16 protein-coding genes and 1 tRNA gene are annotated in these 19,567 nt (G+C 50.4%); 6 read left to right on the top strand and 11 right to left on the bottom strand.

The window, feature by feature from the left end; genetic code table 11:
- Window positions 1–127: 127 nt before the first annotated feature.
- Window positions 128–1,477 (bottom strand): group II intron reverse transcriptase/maturase, encoded by a 1,350-nt coding sequence (ltrA, locus tag ACN0TT_RS13705; RefSeq protein WP_417762712.1) that lies wholly within the window; start codon window positions 1,475–1,477, stop codon window positions 128–130.
- A 596-nt stretch (window positions 1,478–2,073) separates the two neighbouring features.
- On the opposite strand from ltrA, the gene ACN0TT_RS13700 reads away from it, so the two are divergent.
- Window positions 2,074–2,412, top strand: coding sequence for a barstar family protein (locus ACN0TT_RS13700; protein ID WP_417762711.1), 339 nt, complete (start codon window positions 2,074–2,076; stop codon window positions 2,410–2,412).
- A 224-nt stretch (window positions 2,413–2,636) separates the two neighbouring features.
- On the opposite strand, the gene katG is transcribed toward ACN0TT_RS13700, so the two are convergent.
- A complete protein-coding gene (gene katG, locus ACN0TT_RS13695) occupies window positions 2,637–4,811 on the bottom strand; it encodes a catalase/peroxidase HPI (protein ID WP_417762710.1) in 2,175 nt (724 codons plus the stop codon).
- A gap of 466 nt (window positions 4,812–5,277) precedes the next feature.
- On the opposite strand from katG, the gene ACN0TT_RS13690 reads away from it, so the two are divergent.
- Entirely contained in the window at window positions 5,278–5,679 is a 402-nt protein-coding gene (locus tag ACN0TT_RS13690) for a hypothetical protein (RefSeq protein WP_417762709.1), read from the top strand.
- A 148-nt stretch (window positions 5,680–5,827) separates the two neighbouring features.
- Here ACN0TT_RS13690 and ACN0TT_RS13685 read toward each other — a convergent pair whose 3' ends face one another.
- On the bottom strand, window positions 5,828–7,135 hold the full coding sequence (locus ACN0TT_RS13685) for an MATE family efflux transporter (protein ID WP_417762708.1): 1,308 nt from the start codon (window positions 7,133–7,135) through the stop codon (window positions 5,828–5,830).
- Window positions 7,136–7,445: 310 nt separating this feature from the next.
- Here ACN0TT_RS13685 and ACN0TT_RS13680 point away from each other — a divergent pair, with 310 nt between their 5' ends.
- Both ACN0TT_RS13680 and ACN0TT_RS13675 read left to right on the top strand, forming a co-directional pair.
- Window positions 7,446–7,976, top strand: a complete 531-nt coding sequence (locus ACN0TT_RS13680; RefSeq protein WP_417762707.1) for a DUF2937 family protein — start codon at window positions 7,446–7,448, stop codon at window positions 7,974–7,976.
- A gap of 18 nt (window positions 7,977–7,994) precedes the next feature.
- Window positions 7,995–8,471 carry a peroxiredoxin gene (locus ACN0TT_RS13675; protein WP_417762706.1) on the top strand — a complete coding sequence of 159 codons (477 nt, stop codon included), beginning with the start codon at window positions 7,995–7,997 and terminating at the stop codon, window positions 8,469–8,471.
- 77 nt (window positions 8,472–8,548) lie between these two features.
- On the opposite strand, the gene envZ is transcribed toward ACN0TT_RS13675, so the two are convergent.
- From envZ to modA, 5 genes are all read right to left on the bottom strand, one after another.
- Window positions 8,549–9,871 (bottom strand): two-component system sensor histidine kinase EnvZ, encoded by a 1,323-nt coding sequence (gene envZ, locus ACN0TT_RS13670; protein WP_417762705.1) that lies wholly within the window; start codon window positions 9,869–9,871, stop codon window positions 8,549–8,551.
- Complete coding sequence (gene ompR / locus ACN0TT_RS13665; RefSeq protein ID WP_417762704.1) at window positions 9,868–10,593, bottom strand: two-component system response regulator OmpR; 726 nt, start codon at window positions 10,591–10,593, stop codon at window positions 9,868–9,870. Before ompR ends, envZ begins: the two co-directional genes overlap by 4 nt.
- 204 nt (window positions 10,594–10,797) lie before the next feature.
- Window positions 10,798–11,883, bottom strand: coding sequence for a molybdenum ABC transporter ATP-binding protein ModC (modC, locus tag ACN0TT_RS13660; protein WP_417762703.1), 1,086 nt, complete (start codon window positions 11,881–11,883; stop codon window positions 10,798–10,800).
- Window positions 11,877–12,575, bottom strand: coding sequence for a molybdate ABC transporter permease subunit (gene modB / locus ACN0TT_RS13655; protein WP_417762702.1), 699 nt, complete (start codon window positions 12,573–12,575; stop codon window positions 11,877–11,879). Before modB ends, modC begins: the two co-directional genes overlap by 7 nt.
- Window positions 12,576–12,578: 3 nt before the next feature.
- On the bottom strand, window positions 12,579–13,346 hold the full coding sequence (gene modA / locus ACN0TT_RS13650) for a molybdate ABC transporter substrate-binding protein (protein WP_417762701.1): 768 nt from the start codon (window positions 13,344–13,346) through the stop codon (window positions 12,579–12,581).
- Between the two features lie 415 nt (window positions 13,347–13,761).
- On the opposite strand from modA, the gene ACN0TT_RS13645 reads away from it, so the two are divergent.
- Window positions 13,762–14,544 (top strand): TOBE domain-containing protein, encoded by a 783-nt coding sequence (locus ACN0TT_RS13645; protein ID WP_417762700.1) that lies wholly within the window; start codon window positions 13,762–13,764, stop codon window positions 14,542–14,544.
- A 241-nt stretch (window positions 14,545–14,785) separates the two neighbouring features.
- Here the strand turns inward: ACN0TT_RS13645 and greB are convergent, their stop codons facing one another.
- Window positions 14,786–15,268: a transcription elongation factor GreB gene (greB, locus tag ACN0TT_RS13640; protein ID WP_417762699.1), complete on the bottom strand. Its 483-nt coding sequence runs from the start codon at window positions 15,266–15,268 to the stop codon at window positions 14,786–14,788.
- A gap of 128 nt (window positions 15,269–15,396) precedes the next feature.
- Complete coding sequence (locus ACN0TT_RS13635; RefSeq protein WP_417762698.1) at window positions 15,397–18,051, bottom strand: hypothetical protein; 2,655 nt, start codon at window positions 18,049–18,051, stop codon at window positions 15,397–15,399.
- 446 nt (window positions 18,052–18,497) lie between these two features.
- Here ACN0TT_RS13635 and ACN0TT_RS13630 point away from each other — a divergent pair, with 446 nt between their 5' ends.
- Entirely contained in the window at window positions 18,498–19,196 is a 699-nt protein-coding gene (locus tag ACN0TT_RS13630; RefSeq protein ID WP_417762697.1) for a TorF family putative porin, read from the top strand.
- A gap of 202 nt (window positions 19,197–19,398) precedes the next feature.
- Here the strand turns inward: ACN0TT_RS13630 and ACN0TT_RS13625 are convergent.
- Window positions 19,399–19,472 (bottom strand) — tRNA-Gly (locus ACN0TT_RS13625).
- Between the last annotated feature and the right edge of the window lie 95 nt (window positions 19,473–19,567).

Below are 19,567 nucleotides of genomic sequence, written 5' to 3'. Positions count from 1 at the left end.
TTTACTATTCAATAAAGTCTCGTAAAAATGGTTAATGTGCGTATAATCGGGTAGCCGGAGGTATTTAGCCTCCAGCCCCCACACCACCCTGCATGCGGCTCCGCACAGGGCGGTTCATTTAGAACTCCTAACCTGTTATTTGGCTAGGATAATGAACTGCAATCCATCCATCTCTTAGTGAATACAATCCAGCTTTCTCTAGGTACTCGTTACTCAGCGCTTGCTGTATGCCTGGCGTTTTCGAACTACGCCAAGGGCCTTTACTTGTGATCCCACAAGTAACGGCAGCTTGGATCCTCACACCTCGTTTAAGTAGGTTCTGCACCTTAGTTCGTGGTTTCCGCCACTGACGCCAATAGCACATACGCACTCGACGACGGATCCAGTGGTCTAAATTGACACAGCCTTGGTAAGCGTTGGCTATGCCAAAGTAATTGATCCAACCTTGCATATATTGCCGCAGTTTAAACAGTTGATAGCTCATGCTGACTCCCCAATTGCGGTTCGTCAGTCGTCGTATCTTTTGTTTGAAAACGTGCAACGTGTTGGCATGCCATTGGATCTTTCCTCGGTTAAAGGTGAAGCCAAGGAACTTGCTTTGACCTACCTTAACTACTTGGCTTTTATGCTCGTTAACGATCAGTTTTAGCTTCGTACCAAGATAATGAGTAATACTCTTGAGAACACGTTCTCCCGCCCGTTGAGACTTCACCAAGATGATAAAGTCATCAGCGTAGCGGGCGAAGTGATGTCCTCGGCTTTCCAATTCTTTATCCAAACTATCCAGCATGATGTTTGATAATAAGGGGGAGAGTGGGCCGCCCTGAGGTACACCTTCGAAGCTTGCTTCAAATTGGTCGTTGACCATGACGCCCGCTCGCAGGTATTTGCCAATAAGCGCCAGCAGACGCTTATCCTGCACCTTACTCCTTAACTGAGTCATCAACAGATCGTGGTTGACGCGGTCAAAGAACTTGGACAGATCAACATCAACGGCAAATTTGCGCTTCTGTTTGATGATATCCCTGACTTGTAGTACCGCCTGTTGGGCGTTTCTGTTCGGCCTAAAGCCGAAGCTATTCACAGAAAAGTAGGGGTCAAACAATGGCGTGAGCATTTGAGCGATTGCTTGTTGTATCACACGATCAATCACGGTGGGGATCCCCAATTTGCGTTTACCGTCACCGGGTTTATCGATCTCGACACGCCTGACCGCTGCGGGTTGATATTCTCCTCGCTCAAGCTGAGATTTACACTGTTGCCAGCCGCCTTGTTGCATCCAGCGCGGGAAGGATTCGATGGTCATTCCATCAATGCCCGCCGCGCCTTTATTGGCTTTCACTTGTCGCCAAGCTCGGTGTAGATTCTCAGGTTCGAGTAGTTGCGAAAATAGATTGCTGCTGAAGGCTGGTTGCTGGCTAATACGCTGTTGATAGTAATCGTCTGGCGACGTAGTGAGTACCGACAAGTTTGGCAAGACTCCTCCTTCTTCTATATGTTCAGGCCTTCACCATATCCCATCCATTATGATAGGCGTTGGGCTACTACGCCGTCTGCTGACTTCTGCTTAATCACATGCCGAGTTGCCCCGTCATGCGCTATCGGTTTTCATCTGATTCGCTCTTTCCAGTCGATGAAATTGAAAAGCCAAGGCACTTGTAGACCAGAGCCTTACTGGTTAATAACCGATCGCATGCTAAGCAGATCTCCCCAGATAAGAACATGAACTTTCTTTGCACTGCTGCATCATTTACGGTGGCCGTTAGATCACGTGGTTTCGTCGTCTTGTGCCAACTCACCTTCAGCCTACGCCTCATATGATGTTCTTGTTCATCAGCTCGCAAATTTGCTCGCGGCTTCCTTCAGACCGCCCCTCACGGGTAAGCCCTTGCCATTCGCTAGTAGTTAACGTTTAATAACAGCATGTTATCGAACGGTGACCTTCCTACAGAGGACTTTCACCTCATTAGTTCATGCCCATGCTGGGCGTACACAAGCAAAGGCAGCATCGCCCCTGCGGGGCTGGACCTCGCTACGCTCGGCCGCTGCTTTGGGCGTTATGTGTAAGGAGTCATGATCCATAATTTGGTGATCGTAGATGGCAGGAAGCTGAAAGATTGGAACTCTTTTCATCGGGAGTTTTCCAGGGTGTTCGGCTTTCCCGAGTTCTATGGCAAAAACATGAATGCCTGGATTGATTGCATGTCGTCGCTTTCTGATCCAGAGGATGGGATGAGTACGGTTACCTGCGCTAAAGGGCAAATGGTCATACTTCAGGTCGAACATGCAGCGGAGCTAAAAGCCAATCACCGAGACCTTTATGAGGCGCTCGTCGATTGCTCAGCCTTCGTGAATTGGCGACTAATTGAGGTTGGCGAGCCACCAGTTTTGGCTCTGTCGTTCAATGCCTAGCAACCCACATAACCATGCCAGGCACGGTGACGTCTACTACATTGCGGCTTTGCCTCCATTCCGTAGCCGCGCATGCTGGCGGCGTTAACCCATAGTAATATTTATCCGAAACTTTCTAGTCAGAGATGAAAATCTAACAAGCTTTTGTCCATGAGCAATTCAACGCTACGTTTCAAATAAAAAGCCACTTCGACTCGTACAACCGAAGTGGCTTTGCTGGGCGATTATTTTAGATCAAAACGGTCGGCGTTCATCACTTTGCCCCACGCGGCGATGAAGTCTTTGACAAACTTCTCTTGGTTGTCGTCCTGCGCGTAAACTTCGGCATAGGCGCGCAAGATAGCGTTTGAACCAAACACTAAGTCGACCCGCGTAGCGGTCCACTTCACCGCGCCAGAGGCACGCTCACAGATGTCATAACTGTTGCGGCCCGTTGGTTTCCAGCTATAGGCCATATCGGTCAGGTTAACGAAGAAGTCATTGGTTAACGCACCAACACGATCGGTAAACACACCATGGTGACTGCCACCATAGTTAGCGCCCAATACCCGCATGCCACCGATTAGCACCGTCATTTCTGGGGCGGTTAAGCCCATCAGTTGCGCTCTATCGAGCAGCAGTTCTTCTGGTTGCACCACATAATGTTGTTGCTGGTAGTTACGGAAACCATCTGCCAACGGTTCTAACACCGCAAAAGATTCGATATCGGTTTGCTCTGCGGTGGCATCGCCACGCCCTGGGGCAAACGGCACTTCGACAGTAAAACCTGCGGCTTTGGCGGCGGTTTCAACACCAAGGTTACCAGCTAACACTATGGTATCAGCCACACTGATACCTGCGTCGGCGGCGATTTTCTCCAACACGTTGAGCACTTTGCTCAACCGTTGTGGTTCATTACCTTGCCAATCTTTCTGCGGTGCCAAGCGAATGCGGGCACCATTAGCGCCACCTCGCGCATCGGAGCCACGGAAGGTGCGCGCACTATCCCAAGCGGTAGCGACCATTTCAGCCACGCTGAGGCCGCTGGCGGCGATCTTGGCTTTTACTGCAGCCACATCGTAATCACTACGGCCTTGTGGCACGGGGTCTTGCCAAATTAAATCTTCGGCTGGCACATCTGGGCCGACATAGCGCGATTTCGGCCCCAAATCACGGTGGGTCAGTTTGAACCAAGCGCGAGCAAATACCTGTTCAAAGTAGGCTTGATCATGATAGAAACGCTCGGCAATCTTGCGATATTCAGGGTCGACTTTCAGCGCCATATCGGCGTCAGTCATCATAGGGTTATGGCGAATGGCGGCATCTTCGACATCGACCGGTTTATCTTGTTCGGCAATATCTATAGGTTCCCATTGGAAGGCCCCTGCGGGGCTTTTTCTTGATTCCCATTCATGTTCTAGCAGCATTTTAAAGAAGCCGTTATCCCACTGTGTTGGGTGAGATGTCCATGCGCCTTCTAGACCACTGGTGACGGTGTCACGGCCGATACCGCGTGACTTATGGTTGTTCCACCCTAGGCCTTGCTCTTCAAGGTCGGCGCCTTCCGGCTCTGGACCGAGTTCGGCGGCATCGCCATTACCGTGCGTTTTACCTACGGTATGCCCACCGGCAGTTAATGCCACGGTTTCTTCGTCGTTCATCGCCATGCGGGCGAAGGTGACACGCATATCTTGCGCCGTTTTAAGTGGATCAGGCTTGCCATCCACCCCTTCTGGGTTAACGTAGATCAGCCCCATCATCACCGCTGCGAGCGGATTTTCGAGGTCGCGCTCGCCGGAGTAGCGGCTGCCGTCACTGCCCGATGGTGCCAGCCACTCTTTTTCAGCGCCCCAATAGGTGTCTTTTTCAGGATGCCAGATGTCTTCGCGGCCAAACGCAAAGCCGAAGGTTTTTAACCCCATAGATTCATAGGCCATGTTACCCGCCAGAATAATGAGGTCGGCCCAGCTGAGCTTGTTACCGTATTTCTTTTTGATGGGCCACAGCAAGCGGCGTGCTTTATCTAAGTTGGCGTTATCTGGCCAAGAGTTCAGTGGTGCAAACCGTTGATTACCCGTAGCACCACCGCCACGGCCATCGGCGATGCGGTAGCTCCCGGCAGAGTGCCACGCCATGCGAATCATTAAACCGCCGTAGTGCCCCCAATCAGCAGGCCACCACGCTTGGCTTTGCGTCATCAGTGCTTTGAGATCTTGTTTAAGTGCGGCGACGTCGAGAGACTTTAGAGCTTCGCGGTAGCTGTAGTCAGCGCCATAGGGATTGGATTTCGTGTCGTGCTGATGCAGGATGTCCAAATTGAGTGCGTTTGGCCACCAATCCATCACCGACTTGTCAGAAGAGGTCATGCCTCCGTGCATCACCGGACACTGTCCTGATGATTTATCACCTTGATTTGCCATATTGTCTCCTCTTAGGCTGATTGCCCTATATATGAATCAACATCCACAGATATCTAAGGGTAGAACAACTACAGCTGTACCTCGCCCTATTTGTTGCTCAGGGCTCAGCCAGTAGCTGCGAGGTGAAACGCTTAAAGTGTACCCGAGTGTTACTTTCTTAGACCTTACCGATGCGGGATCAGCGGAAATTCGAAGATTAAATAAAGGATAAGAAGCGCGCTAACTGATCTTGATGATGCTAAAAGGAGCTAAGGGAGTCCCGCGTGATCAACACAACGACGCAAAGGCCGTCCGTTCGACACTATTTAGCCCGCTCACATTTCTCAAAGCTAAAGTGCTCGCCGTTAATCCAACGCAATCAATAATGACAAAGTAATTATCAATGGTTAGCAAAGATAAACAATATTGACGAGGCGAGTGAAATTAGCCAAAGTATCCGCCCAATCTTTTTCGCCAAGGAATGACGATGAAATTAGTTAAAATGATGTTTGCTGCGGTACTGTTGATGGCCTCTGGGTTTGCCCTGGCAGGTAATCCCATTGAAGATCTGAATAATGTCGCGGTACCCAGCAAAATTGACGGCACAGTGCTGACATTTGAAGAAGTACGCGCCGCCATTGTCCGCGGTTGTAAAGATCGTGGTTGGAAACCAGAACTGGCATCTGACGGCGTGATTAAAGCGTCGATTCTGGTGCGCAACCGCCACTACGCTGAAGTGAACATCCCGTTTGACAGCAAAAGCTATTCCATCCAATACGCTAATTCTGACAATCTGGACTACGATGCGGAAGACCACACCATTCACCGCAACTACAATAAATGGGTGGTTTACTTAAGCCAATCGATTCAGAAAGCGTTTGATATTTGATTAAAGCTAGCACCGATGAGTACGGCTATTCGAGCAGTACTCATCGTTAACCACCGTCCAGCACCCACTTTCCCACGCCATCATCCGCATTATAAATGCTGACTTAGCCAAGCTAGGTAGCAGCGGTATGGATTAGCCTAATACCGTGTTACGCCGCCGATGCTTGATCTGACCGTTGTTGTGCTAATTGCTGTTCAATACGATCCATAGTGCGACGATACGACAGATAAGCCACCACGCCTGCCAACGCGTTGCCGCACAGCGCCCCGATAAACAGCCCCGTCAGGCCATTCAGCTGGGCGCCCAACCACAAACATGGCAGGAAGAACACAAATAGCCGCAATGCCGAAATCAGCAACGCGCGGTAAGATTTACCCAAAGCATTAGATACCGACACCACCAGCATGCAGATACCGAGCAAACCTAAACTCACGGGCACAATGGTCAGGTGCTGGTAGAGAATGTGGCTCACCTGCTGGTCGCTGGTCATCAGTTGCGCCAACGGTCCCGCCGACACATAGGCGATGGCGGCAATCACTAACTGCAGTACAAAAATAAACTTCACCGCAATACCCACCAGTTGGCGGATGCCTTGGGTATCGGCCGCCCCTAGCATACGACCGACCATCGGCGGCACCGACATGGTTAACGCTAACACCACCACAATCGAGAAAAACTCAAACCGAGAACCCAGCGCCCATGCCGCCACCGCAGCAGTACCAAAGGTCGCCAGCAGTTTAGTAGCCAGCATGGAAGATAGCGGCGGGATCAACTGACTCAACATGGCTGGCCCCATGATATGACCGATATCCGCCAAGCTACGGCTGACGTTGATATCTGACCAATCAAAATGCATCCAATGCTGGCGATAGACTTTGGGGCTTACCAACAGCACCCCGAGGCCAAACGCGATACAGGTGGCAATGGCTGCACCGTTGATGCCCATATCTAGCGTAAAAATAAATAGCGGGTCGAGCACCAAGTTAAACAGGCTAGTGAGCATCATCATCACGCCCGGCAACATGGTGTTGCCGTTAGCGCGACAGATGCTATAGAGGAAGTACAGCACCGCACCGATCCACGCGCTGATAAGCCAGTATATCCAGTAGCTATCAATCATCGCATGGGTGGACTCTGGTGCACTCAGCAGCGCCAAAATGGGGTAACGCAGCAGGTAGATCACTACGCAAATTGCGATAACCCCAAGGCTACCTATAGTGATCACTAAGCCGCCAAGCTGTTTAGCGTAACGCGCTTTACCTGCGCCTATCGCCTTGGCGATCACCGAGGTGGTCGCAATCCCTAAACCTACTTGCAGGCCAATAATGACCATCTGCATCGGCATAGTGAACCCTTGCACCGCTAACGGCAATACGCCCAGTTGACCAATGAAGGCACTGTCGACCAATTGGAAGCTCATGAGCGAAAGCACGCCAAAGACCATCGGCCAAGTCATATTGTACAAACGCCTTGCCAAAGAGAGTTCAGCGTTGAGGTGATGAGACATAAAAATCCAGAATACAGCTGCAGAAAAACACGCGAGGCGGTTTTTGCGTCATTGTTCAGCCCACAACAATGGTAAACCGCTATTTAGCCGTACATGATAACCTGCTTAAGCAGCAAAAAAACCCCTAATCGTACTTCAAGGTGGCGAATATTAGGCCACAATGGCGGCTTAAGCTGCGAATCGACCAATGACTAAGCACTCGAATTCTACGGTATAGCTATGTCACACTACGATGTGTCGGTCACCAAGGAGATGGGCCATGTTGTCACTTATGCGGGATTATCTACGCTTATTGTTGTTTTGTACTGGGGTGTTAGCGGGGATTCAAGTGCCCGGCTTTATCGATCAATACCAGAAAAGCTTACAAGCGCATTTAGCCGAAGCGCAGCAGCAACTCGCGGGCTTTCAGCGCGATGCTGACCGCTATTTTGGCGGCGACCTGCAGCAGTTGATTAATCACTACGCCACCAGCACCGATCCGGTGTTTAGCGCTGGCGGTGGTAACCTAAAAGACTTAGTGACACGGCAGCAGCAGTTGCAACAAGCGTTGCACAACTTCAATGGCCATTTCTGGCAACCTTACCAACAAGTATTACTGCATCCAGTGAGCGATATTCGCCAAGAGGTGTGGCAACACTTCAGTTATCAATTACTGTTAAAGCCAGAAGCAATCGTCTTTGGCTTGCTCTCCGGCTTGTTGCTGGCAATGTTGATTGAAAGCTTGTTGGGTGCCCTTTTCTGGTGCACTATCAAAGGTCTACGCCGCCCACGGCCGCGTCCTCAACCCTAAAAATTTCGGAGTATATTTATGATTGCAGTAGGTCAACGTATTCCCGACGCCGTGCTCAGTGAACTCACTGCAGATGGCTTAGTCGAGCACCAAGTCCGCGAACTATTCGCTCAGAAAAAAGTGGTGCTGTTTGCCGTGCCGGGCGCCTTTACCCCCACCTGTTCCAATGCTCACCTGCCGGGATTTGTTGCCTTGGCCGATGAAATTAAAGCCAAAGGCGTCGATTTAATTGTGTGCGTGGCGGTCAATGATGCGTTTGTGATGAAAGCATTGGGCGAGCAACAAAACGCCAGTGAATTATTGATGCTGGGTGATGGCAACGCCGCCTTTACCAAAGCACTGGGATTGGATTTAGATACCGGCAGCTTTGGTGGCACGCGTTCGCGCCGCTATTCAATGCTGATTGAAGATGGCGTGGTGCGCGAGTTTAATCTGGATGCACCGAAAGCATTTGAAGTGAGCGATGCTCACACCATGTTGAGCATGCTCGGTTAAGCAACAACCTCGGGGCAGTTCGCGAGATAACGGCACAGCAGCTGCCGCCCGCGATGCACCGCCCCACTACCGCAGTGCTAGCTTGCTGGCGCCCACTGCGGCAACCACACCTTGGCACACAGGCCGCCCTGCGGTCTGTTGCTAAGTTCTACTCGGCCTTGATGCCGCGCCACAATACGACGAATAATCGCTAATCCTAGTCCTGATCCCATACTGCCACGCGCCGTATCGCCTTGGGTAAATGGCTGAAATAACTGTTCGACTTGCTCGGGCGGAATACCGGGGCCGTTATCTTCGACGATGAAATAGCCTCCGTCTTCGTCGCTGCCACTGCTGATCTGAATCCAACCATTGCCGTAACGCCGTGCATTTTCAACTAAGTTACTCAGCACCCGCTTAATCGCCACCGCACTGGCGTTCACTTGGCAGCAATCACCCAGTTGCAAAGCGATATCGGTACGATTTTCAGCATGAGCCACCTCTTGAATAATGGCGTTAATATCCACGGCACTGCGGTCTTGCTGGCGGTCGTTGCGAATGTAAGCGATGAACTGGTTGATGATGGCGTCCATGTCTTCAATATCATTTACAATACCATCGCGCAGGTAGGCATCTTGCTCGCTCATCATCTCCGACGCTAGTCGAATACGTGTGAGCGGCGTACGTAAATCATGGGAGATCCCCGCCATCAACAAGGCGCGGTCTTGCTCCAACTGTTTCATGCTGGCGGCCATCTGGTTGAAGGTATTGGTTACTTCCATGATTTCTGATGACCCCGCCAACGGCAATGGCGCTGGATATTCGCCGCGCGATACGCCTAAGGCCGCATGTCGCAAGCGCCGCAGCGGTCGGTTTTGCTGCCGTGCAAACCACCAGCCACCGGCAACACTGAGCGCACCAATCACAATTAAGTACAAGTTGAGCGGTGATAGCGCTTCTTCATTCCAACCGTCTAACGGTACTTGGATCCACACCGACGGCGCTTGCGGCGGCTTAATCCAAATCTGCAATCCGTGATGCTGTGAAATGCGCACTTCCGCTGCACCGCCAAGGTATTCCGACATCTGCGATGACAGAAAACCGTAATAAGTGGTGTCATCAATGCCCGCTTCGCGCGCTTGTTTTTGGTTGAAGATCTGCATTTCGCCGCCATGCACTTTGGCGTTCAATGCATCCACTAAGGTGAGATGTTCGCGGCCGATGTCGACACCATCGGCAAACAGTAGATTGATTTGCCGCGCTATCAGCTGGTTAATTTGCTGGTAGCTCGGCTTAATAAAATAGATGGTGACCGTGAGGTACGACACCAATTGATTGATCAGCAACAAACAGGCAATCAAGGTTACCGTTTGGCTAAAGGCACTACGGGGCAGCAGATATTGCCACCAACGACGCTTCATTTACGGGCAGCACCGTCGGGAACAAACACATAACCCAAGCCCCACACGGTTTGAATATAACGCGGATTGGCCGGGTCTTTTTCGATGAGGCGACGCAAGCGCGATACTTGGACGTCAATCGAGCGTTCTAGTGCTGAGTAATCACGGCCGCGGGCTAAGTTCATCAGTTTATCGCGCGATAGTGGCTCACGCGGATGGGTGACTAACACTTTCAGTACGGCAAATTCGCCACTGGTGAGTGCAATAGATTCATCGTGATGATACATCTCGCGCGTCGCCAGATTGAGACTAAACTCGCCAAACTCCACCAGCTCTTCTTGTTGTGATGGCGCACCGGGGATCTCTTGCGCTTGGCGGCGCATTACGGCTTTGATTCGCGCCAACAGCTCACGCGGGTTAAACGGTTTTGGCAGGTAATCATCGGCGCCGAGTTCGAGGCCGATAATGCGGTCAACTTCATCGCCTTTGGCGGTCAACATCACAATCGGCAGCGCGTTGCCTTGCTGGCGCAAGCGGCGACAAATGGAGAGACCATCCTCGCCTGGTAACATCAGATCCAGCACAAGCAGATGGAAGTTTTCCCGCTCCAATAAGCGATCCATCTGTTCAGCATTGGCAGCAGCGCGGACTTGAAAGCCCTGTTCCATCAGATAACGCTCCAGCAACGCCCGCAGTCGCATGTCATCATCAACTACCAGAATTTTCGAGGTTTCTTGTCCCATGGAAATGTCCTTCAAGGCGATATCGGCGATATGTAGCCGACTATTGTTACATCATTTGAGGCAACTTTTTGTTGTTAATCGCAAATTTAGCGGTTAACCAGACAAAAAACTACCCCGTACTTTGTAACAGCAATTTAAAAGCGCCTCAATGCCGCCATCTTGCGCTGCCAGTCACAGCCGATGTACCGACGCAGCGCACCTTGTTTACACGGACGCGAGATCAGCCGCAGTTAGGCTTACCCCTTTGATTTGCGCGAAGATTTGCTCACCCAATTGCAGTTGCAGCTCATCCAATGCCCAACGGGTAATGTTGGCCCACAGCACTTTATCGCCCAGTTGCAACTTAAGGCTGACATGCTGCGAGTTATCTTTGCCATCTATCGCCGCCAGCTTCACCGGCAGCACGTTACGGATACTGGTGGCATGTGGTCGCTCACGGCACACCGACACTTGATTGCTGTGCACCCGCACGCGGTATTGGCTGTCCAATGGCAACAACTGGTTGACCCAAATTGCCGCGCCATCGGCCACCGCCAGTTGGCTCATCTCATACGCTGACATGGTGTTGATCACCTTAGCGGACAGCAACGAACTTTGTTCCTGCACTGACTGCCATGGCCGCAGTAATGGGCTATCCCACACGGTTTCCAGCGGGCCGTTGAGCACCATGCTACCGTTGTCGATCACTAACATGTGATCGGCTAGCTGTAGAATTTCATCCAAGCTGTGGCTCACATACACAATCGGCAGCTTTAACTCATCGGCGAGGCGTTGCAGGTAAGGCAGCAACTCTTTCTTACGCGGTAGATCGAGCGAGGCTAACGGTTCATCCATCAACAACATCTCTGGCTCGGTAAGCAACGCACGCCCAATGGCGACACGCTGTTTTTCACCGCCAGATAAGCCAGCGGGATATCGGCTGAGCAATTTTTCCAGTCCGAGCAGTTCAACCACGGTATCAAATTGCGCCTTGCTGGCACGGCGTGGCCGACCATAGTTGAGGTTGCCACTAACGCTGTAATGCGGGAACAGACGCGCATCCTGAAATACAAACCCGGCGCGCCGTTGTTCAGGGCGCAAGTTGATGCGCCGACGAGCATCGAACAACACCCGCTCGTTTAACTGTACACGGCCGCTATCCGGTGTGGCTAAGCCACCAAGAATATTCACCAGCGAGGTTTTACCGGCACCAGAACGGCCAAAGATGGCACTAACACCATAAGTGGGTAATTCGGCATTCACTTGTAGGTGAGTGTCACCTAACTGCTTGGTTACATCGATAGTTAACATTGACCATTCGCCCTCAACTGCACGCGTTTACCCAACCATTGCGATGCCACTAATGACACTAGGGAGATCACAATCGCAATCACACACAAACGGGCGGCTTGAGCTTCTGCACCTGGGGTTTCAATAAAAGAGTACATTGCTAGCGGAATGGTGCGGGTCTCGCCTGGAATGTTCGACACAAAGGTAATGGTTGAACCAAACTCCCCCAAACAGCGAGCAAACGCCAGCACCATACCGGAGACAATTCCCGGAGCGGTAAGCGGCAAGCTGATGGTAAAAAATACCTTGAGCCGCCCCGCACCTAAGGTACGAGCGGCCAACTCTAACCGCGTATCGACCGCTTCGAACGCTTGGCGAATAGCACGCACCATCAGTGGGAACGCCACCACGGCCGCCGCTAACGCCGCACCACGCCAGCTAAAACTAAAACTAATACCAAGATATTTATACAGCCATGCTCCCAGCCAACCGCTGCGTCCCATGCTGACTAGCAACAAATAGCCCACCACCACTGGCGGTAACACCAGTGGCAAGTGGATTATCCCATCAAGCAACGATTTACCGGGGAAGTTACAGCGGGCCAATACCCAAGCTGCCAATATTCCCAACGGTAAACTGGCGCACACCGCCGTGAGTGCCACTTTGAGGCTCAATGTCAACGCCACGACTTCATATTCGGTAAGCAGGGACATAGATTACTGCACCTTGAAACCGTATTTAACGAAGATAGCTTTGGCGGTATCGCTGGTGAGGTAATCATAAAATGCTTTACTGCCAGCAGTAGGTTGAGCTGAGATCAACGCCGCTGGATAGGCAATTGGCTTGTGGCTGCTAGCAGGAAACTCCGCCACGGTTGCTACGGATGAAGACACCAGTGCATCAGTGGCATATACAATGCCCACAGTGGCTTCGCCACGTTCAACTAAAGCTAATGCTGCACGTACGTTATTCGCCCGCGCCAACAGCGGTTCACTCGCGGCCCACAAACCGAGGTTTTCCAACGCTTCTTTAGCGTAACGGCCTGCGGGGACGTGGTCAGGGTCACCCACTGCCATACGGCTATCACCAACCAGTTGCGGGATATTGAGTTTTGCGTCAATGGTCACATCTTTCAAACCACGGCTTTTAGGCGCAATCATCACTAAAGAGTTATGCAGCAGCGTGATGCGGCTAGCGCTATCTACCGCTTTTTGTTCTACCAGATAGTCCATCCACTTTTGGTTAGCCGACAAAAACACTTCAGCCGGTGCACCTTCAGCGATTTGACGCGCCAAAGTAGATGATGAAGCAAATGAGAAACGGGTATTGGTATCGTGCGTTTTATCAAACACTTGGCCGATGTCGGTCAAGGCATTGGTTAATGACGCGGCGGCAAACACCGTCACTTGTTCTTTGGCTATAGCGGCAAAAGAGATAGAGGTGGCTAACATGGCCCCTAACAGCAGTTTTATTCCAACTTTCATTCCTGTCGATCCTTGTGAGTGTAGTTAAGCAATCGATATATACTAAACTATATAACGTTGAACAAGCGACCATTTCCCGTTTTTTGATCTGCAGTAGCCATTAGTAACTGGATCTAGGACAATATGACCATAGGGGCTGTTTATCTTTGCTGATTGTTTTTACAGCTGGCAGCGCGTGATTTAGGCAAGGCAGGTGATGTGCCGTTATTCTCCACCAACAGCGCCTAACGCTGAATAAATTGCGCGCTGTCGCTGCCCGAAGGGTTCATTTAAACGCCTCCTGAACGTTGTTGCGCCCAGCTTGCTTAGTTGACTAAGCGTCGCTGGTCTCGCCTCGTTCATAACACGGTTAATTTGAACAAAAATTAAACACTAAAGATCAACAGCCCCTAGCAATGAATGGACTATCACCTTTATGGATCTAAAAGCGCTTCTCACACTCAATGATGGGCAAAAGCTGTTTGCCAATCCTCGTCGCATCAAGTTATTACAACATCTGCAGCAAACGGGCTCGATCAGCCAAGGCGCTCGTGACGCAGGCATTAGCTACAAGGCCGCGTGGGACGCGATTAACGACATGAACATTCTGGCTGGACAAGAGGTCGTGCACAGCGAAAAAGGTGGCAAAGGCGGTGGCGGTGCCAAAATCACTCCGTTTGGTGAGCGTTTGTTGCAGCTGTATAGCTTGATGGATCAGATGCAGGATATGGCACTTAAAGCCCTCGTGGATGCGGCAGTGCCGATGGGCAGCTTGCAAGAGCTAATGGCGCACTTCTCGTTGGAGACCAGTGCCCGTAATCAGCTGTTGGTTGAAGTCACCGCGCTGCAAGGTGATAGCCTGAGTGACAACCTCAAACTTCGCTTACAAGGTGGGCAAGAGGTGGAAGCCTCCATTACCCACACCAGCACCGCTAAGCTCGGCTTAGTCGTGGGTAAAAAAGTTATCTTGCTGTTTAAAGCGCCGTCGGTGGCTATTCGTCTACACAGTGAAGATGACGGCAACAACCATTTGCGTGGCGTGGTTACCAGCTTAACCACTGGCGAACAACGCTCAGAAATCGCGTTGGATATCGGCGGCACCGACTTGGTGTACGCGTCGGTGAAAAATGAAAGTATTGCCGGTTTTAACTTGGCAGAAGGCGACTACTGCTACGCCAGCTTTACCCCGTCTAATGCCATTATCGCCAGCATGAAATAAAACACTTAACCTGCAGCCAAACAAACACCGCCAACTTGGCGGTGTTTGTGTTTAGCGGTATTAATTCAGCTTAGCGGTTATTGCAGTTCACCGTGTTTTTGCTCTGAACTCACGACGACATCATCAGCAGCCACTTCCGCATGTTGCGCCGCCACACCATTGGTTTTCTTCGGCTTATGCTGGATCGCTTGCTGGGTAATGGCGACAGCCTCATCAACAAAAACGCAGACGAGTAATGATGTTAAGCCAGCGGTGTTTGATAGCTGATTTTATTGATAAACCAGACTTTTTCACCATCCGGCGTGCGCACCACGGCTTCGTCGTCGACCTCTTTTTTGATCAACGCCCGCGCCATCGGCGCATCAATCGACACATATTGTTTATGCCCATAGATTTCATCAGGGCCAACAATACGAAAGACCTTCACTTCGCCCTGCTCGCTCTCGACCTCAACCCAAGCCCCAAAAAACACTTTACCCTCTTGCACGGGGGAATATTCGACGACTTTAAGGGCATCCAGTCGCTTGCGTAGGAAGCGCACACGAGAGTCGATCTGACGCAGTAAGCGCTTGTTTTCTTTGTAATCAGCATTTTCTGATCTATCACCTAAGCTCGCCGCCCACGCCACTTTTTTGGTGATTTCGGGTCGGTACTCGCGCCATAGATGATCGAGTTCTTTGGCTAAGGTGTCATAACCTTCAGGAGTGATTAGATCGGTTCTCAACGCTATTCCTAACTCAAGTGTTGCTCGCGCCAGCCACGCGGCAAATACAGATAATGGCGTAATATACTGCCATTTGCTCAGCGTTCCAACGCATGCGGTCGTAGTGGCCGCTGTTTACTTAGCCTAGTTTAGATAAAACTGAGGAAGCGCGTGCGATGCTGATGGTTAAGCAGCGCAACAGCCTCGACCAGTGCCCCAGTGATTTTTTGTTCACGTCTGGCGAGCATCGCTGGCAACTCATCATCTACGTTGTCTTTCGCACGGTAGCGCTTGAGCAACGGCCCATATAAGGTTTGTAGGCCATGGTCGTCATCAAACTCCTGCCAATCATCTTCATATTTATTGGCTTGATGCACTACTTGAATACGGGCGAGATACTGGTACTTCTCATCAATTTTGATATCTGCCAGCCAATCACAAAACGCTTCAACTTCTGCCGCTGACGCTGCAGCGAAATGTTCACCATCAGCCGAAAACTCTTGAAAACACAGCAACAAGGTTTTGGATGGGAATAGCGTCAGCAGCAGTTCAAATAAGCTGAGTAACTGTTTTTTCTGTGGTCCTTTAGCGACTTTTGCGGCGTAAACCATTGAAGCGAGTGCCATACCCATGGCGTCAGACTCCAGTAGATGAGTACGCATTTCATCACGATTTTGCTCGTCATCATCGTCAACGCGGTCATAGGCCAATAACTGCTGCGCGGCAGCCAATGCATCAGCTTTGGAGACACCGCTGCTGGCTGGTGCAGATTTCGCTTTAAAACGGGCCAACAAGCCCCCCGATGCAGCGGCTTGGCCGGCCACATATTGCTTAATAGTATCAAGCAACGGCGATTCACCATCTTTGCCAGCCTCAAGCGCCATCTCGTGGTAGCACCGTTTATAAAGCTCTTGGTAATAAAAATGCCACAACGGTGCGAGTTGGCTATTGGCAAACAAACCATCATCTTCCTGTGCCAAAATATAGGCAACCGCCAGCAGCTGCGAACCGCGGGCAAACTCCTGTTGATTAAGGGCTGGTACGACGCCACGAATGTCTGCTGGAGTATCGTAATAGGCGCGTTCGATAATCGTCGGCAGCATCTCGGGCAACAGACTTTTATCCTTTTGATAAAAACGATAAATCTCGTCCAATTTGCGCAAACCGAAGGTACTTTGCAGCGGTTCATTAATCAGTTCATATAAAATGTCGCGAGTTTCATTTGCGCTGAACTGTGCCAGCGTAAAACGCCTTACTGCCTGTTGCATACTACACAGTTCAAAGTCGTCAACAATAATGGCTAATTCGTCAGCGTTAAGCTCTTTTTTGCCAAACAGCCGTACCAGCACATCAAGCAGACGCAGGCACTTCTGATCATTTTCATACTCACCTTCATCTTCTAAATCGTAAATATCGGGGTTTTGATAGACCACTAAGAAGCGCTCAGCAATGTCGTCGAGGCTGATGTCATGACGCAAATCAGACGACAACTGCATGTCTCCTGAGCCAAAATAGTCAAAACGTTTATAGATGAAGTGCTGATGCTCAAAGGCTAATTGTCTGAGATTCGTGGGCTGTAACTCATCGAGAACGTCGGCATCGCGATTGTCTTCAATGTAGTTAATAATTTTCTTGCCGTTATCGAAACACTCCAGCAAGAAACTGCGGTTAGTTTCATATTCATTGTCATCATCAGGATCATAAGGCTGATAGAACGGATTATTGACAATATCAGCGAGCGTAAGCGTGTCGTTAAGAATGGGCGCATCGTAGTAATATAGCTGCACCAACGGCACATCTTGGATGGCAGAAAAAATCGCCTCTTCCAGTGACTCGCTGATAGCCTCAATGCTGTGACCATGCAGCATAAAATCGCCAAATTCGCGCTCTTCGGCTTGCTCTTCAGTGAGCCATTGACAACATTCCGCATAACCCGCTTCTTCTGGCTCCATGCGCTGGTCGCATAGATACTCAAAATCACTATCTAGCCACCCAAGCGGATGATATTTATGTCCTGCCAACGCATCATTTGCTAGTGGCATTGGACGCCGCTTGAAGGAAGCAAGCACAGCCCGCTGATAATATTGCCAACGCTCGGGTTGGCGTAAAAAGCAATACAGCAAGCGGGGCACCCGCTCGTACCCCTCGTTATAATTCGATGTGATACAGCTAAGCAGATAGCGAAAACGGCAACTGGCCAACACATCGAGCATCAAATCACTATAGCCATACTTTTCAAACAGATAGAGGATAAGGTCACAGCCGTGGTAAGCAATCTGATCAAAGTAGGCATCATGTGGATAGTATTCCCCCAGCAGATAAGCATACTCAGGATATTTTTCCGCAAGTAACACCAAAAGGTAGTTGCCAAACAAAATATCGCTGGTAAAGAACAGCTCGTTAGAGCTGTTGACCTGGATGCAGAACGCCACCAGCTGTTCACATATCTCCACCAACAAAGGTTTCAAATCGTCATGGGTTAACGCCTGTTGAAACACCACCATGTGAGATAGTCGCAGAAACACGCCGTTTTCGAGTACGTAGGCTTTATCTTCCTCAGTGAGTTCTTCAGGTGGCTCCGGCACAAAGTTGCTGTTGTTAATAAACAGCATCGCCTCGTATTGGCGACGGTCGAGCAAATCGGTGCGGATAAATGGCTTATTGTCGTGGCGAATAAAACCACCGACATTACCGATAAGTTCACCTTGTTGATATGCCGCCTGTAGTTGGGCTTGGAATGCCGTCAGGGCATGTTGCAGAGAAACTTTATCGTCGAGATTAACTTGAATTAACAGCTGGTCCATTGCTTACTCGTAGGTATCGGTTAAAACACTCAAACACGGCACATAGCACGGCATTTGAGACGATAGAAACGCGTTGGGGCCGCAGTCATCACCGCGAGCAGGTCACTGACAGCGCCGTGGTCGGCTAACATCAGTCTCGATGCAGCCAACATCATTTTGGCAGTCATCGCAGCACCATAAAAAAATGGCCGTAGCAGACAGCTACGGCCATTTTTTTATTGAGCAGCTAATTGTGGTGAATCAATACGATAACGTCCAGCGTTTTCTTGCAAAAGTTTTCACCATGAGTAACAGGCAGTTAAGTACTGCTAAGGAGTTATGAAACTAACAAACACGGCTGAAATGGCCGTAAACGCTCGCAAATTCTCGCGAGTTCATTATCATGCACGCCCTCTGATGACTCTGAAATATTTCCTTACATCCTTAATCAATAGGAAGCAAAGTTCATGGCTGTACGCGCATGGCGCACTCTGTTCGCGCTTTTTTGTTGTCTCCTCGCAACACTCACCTCTGCCAATTTTGCCCAAGCAAAAACCTCATTAACCCTGAGTGCTTACAATGATTATTTGTGCAGTGGTATTAGCCAGACCAACAAAAACCCTGCGGTTCAAGCCAGCCTGAATTGGATCGGTGATAGCGGTTTTCACGCTAGCGCCTACGCTAGCCGCGTCGATTTTGATGGCGTTAATGTCGAGGCAGATGTCACTGCGGGTTACTTCAAGCAACTGAGCGATAACCTGAGTTACGATGTCGGTGTAACCCAGTATTCTTACTTCGGCACTCACGGCAGCGACCAATTCAACTACACCGAGTTCTACGCCACTATGACGTATGTTCACAGTACGATAATCGGTTTCTACACGACGGATTATGCTGGTGCAGGCGCGCGTTATTACAACATCAAATTGGTACAAACTCTGCCGCTGACTGAGCGTTGGTCACTGTTGGGCGGTATCGGTTATTCAAAATCGCTGGATATGGATAAATGGTCACAGGAAAACCGTGCAGGCTATAGCCACTGGCGCGCTGGTACACATTATGCGGTTGATGGTTATGAACTGTCGGCTGAGGTTCAAGGCACTAGCCTCGACCATGTGGGCGATACTCGTTTGGTATTTGGCGTGTCAAAAACGTTTGAGCTCTAATGGGCGTGAGCAGCTAGATAACGGGGGAAGGATTCTCCTGTCGCTTATGCCATAACATCACCATCCAGTTTTCACTCTCGATTCGCTTCGTTCCGGCATCATACTGGCGATACTCGGCTGCTATTGGGTCATTCAATAGGCTGGGATATTTAATGCGGACTTTATGCCGTAAGGTGAGTCACAGGAAAGCTAGATTGCAGCATGGAGCGGGTGAAGGGAATCGAACCCTCGTATGCAGCTTGGGAAGCTGCCGTTCTACCATTGAACTACACCCGCGCAGGAGTCAGCGTGACGCTGTGTGCATAAATTACTGCAATGCAAAAAATTGTCAAGCAGGTCATTAAGTTAACGTCACGCTAATGTTGACTACT

It is taken from the genome of Shewanella sp., from assembly GCF_048265805.1.
Taxonomy (GTDB): Bacteria; Pseudomonadota; Gammaproteobacteria; order Enterobacterales; family Shewanellaceae; genus Shewanella.
Note: the sequence above shows the minus strand (reverse complement) of the source record. Positions and strands in the feature narration are given on the sequence as shown.

What these genes read in the sequence shown, in the direction of transcription:
- ACN0TT_RS13645 (WP_417762700.1), top strand. Translation starts at nt 13,762, where the DNA reads ATGGATCTAAAAGCGCTTCTCACACTCAATGATGGGCAAAAGCTGTTT.
- modC (WP_417762703.1), bottom strand. Translation starts at nt 11,883, where the DNA reads ATGTTAACTATCGATGTAACCAAGCAGTTAGGTGACACTCACCTACAA.
- katG (WP_417762710.1), bottom strand. Translation starts at nt 4,811, where the DNA reads ATGGCAAATCAAGGTGATAAATCATCAGGACAGTGTCCGGTGATGCAC.
- modB (WP_417762702.1), bottom strand. Translation starts at nt 12,575, where the DNA reads ATGTCCCTGCTTACCGAATATGAAGTCGTGGCGTTGACATTGAGCCTC.
- ACN0TT_RS13690 (WP_417762709.1), top strand. Translation starts at nt 5,278, where the DNA reads ATGAAATTAGTTAAAATGATGTTTGCTGCGGTACTGTTGATGGCCTCT.
- ACN0TT_RS13635 (WP_417762698.1), bottom strand. Translation starts at nt 18,051, where the DNA reads ATGGACCAGCTGTTAATTCAAGTTAATCTCGACGATAAAGTTTCTCTG.
- modA (WP_417762701.1), bottom strand. Translation starts at nt 13,346, where the DNA reads ATGAAAGTTGGAATAAAACTGCTGTTAGGGGCCATGTTAGCCACCTCT.
- ACN0TT_RS13685 (WP_417762708.1), bottom strand. Translation starts at nt 7,135, where the DNA reads ATGACTTGGCCGATGGTCTTTGGCGTGCTTTCGCTCATGAGCTTCCAA.
- ompR (WP_417762704.1), bottom strand. Translation starts at nt 10,593, where the DNA reads ATGGGACAAGAAACCTCGAAAATTCTGGTAGTTGATGATGACATGCGA.
- ACN0TT_RS13630 (WP_417762697.1), top strand. Translation starts at nt 18,498, where the DNA reads ATGGCTGTACGCGCATGGCGCACTCTGTTCGCGCTTTTTTGTTGTCTC.
- ACN0TT_RS13675 (WP_417762706.1), top strand. Translation starts at nt 7,995, where the DNA reads ATGATTGCAGTAGGTCAACGTATTCCCGACGCCGTGCTCAGTGAACTC.
- envZ (WP_417762705.1), bottom strand. Translation starts at nt 9,871, where the DNA reads ATGAAGCGTCGTTGGTGGCAATATCTGCTGCCCCGTAGTGCCTTTAGC.
- ACN0TT_RS13680 (WP_417762707.1), top strand. Translation starts at nt 7,446, where the DNA reads ATGTTGTCACTTATGCGGGATTATCTACGCTTATTGTTGTTTTGTACT.
- ACN0TT_RS13700 (WP_417762711.1), top strand. Translation starts at nt 2,074, where the DNA reads ATGATCCATAATTTGGTGATCGTAGATGGCAGGAAGCTGAAAGATTGG.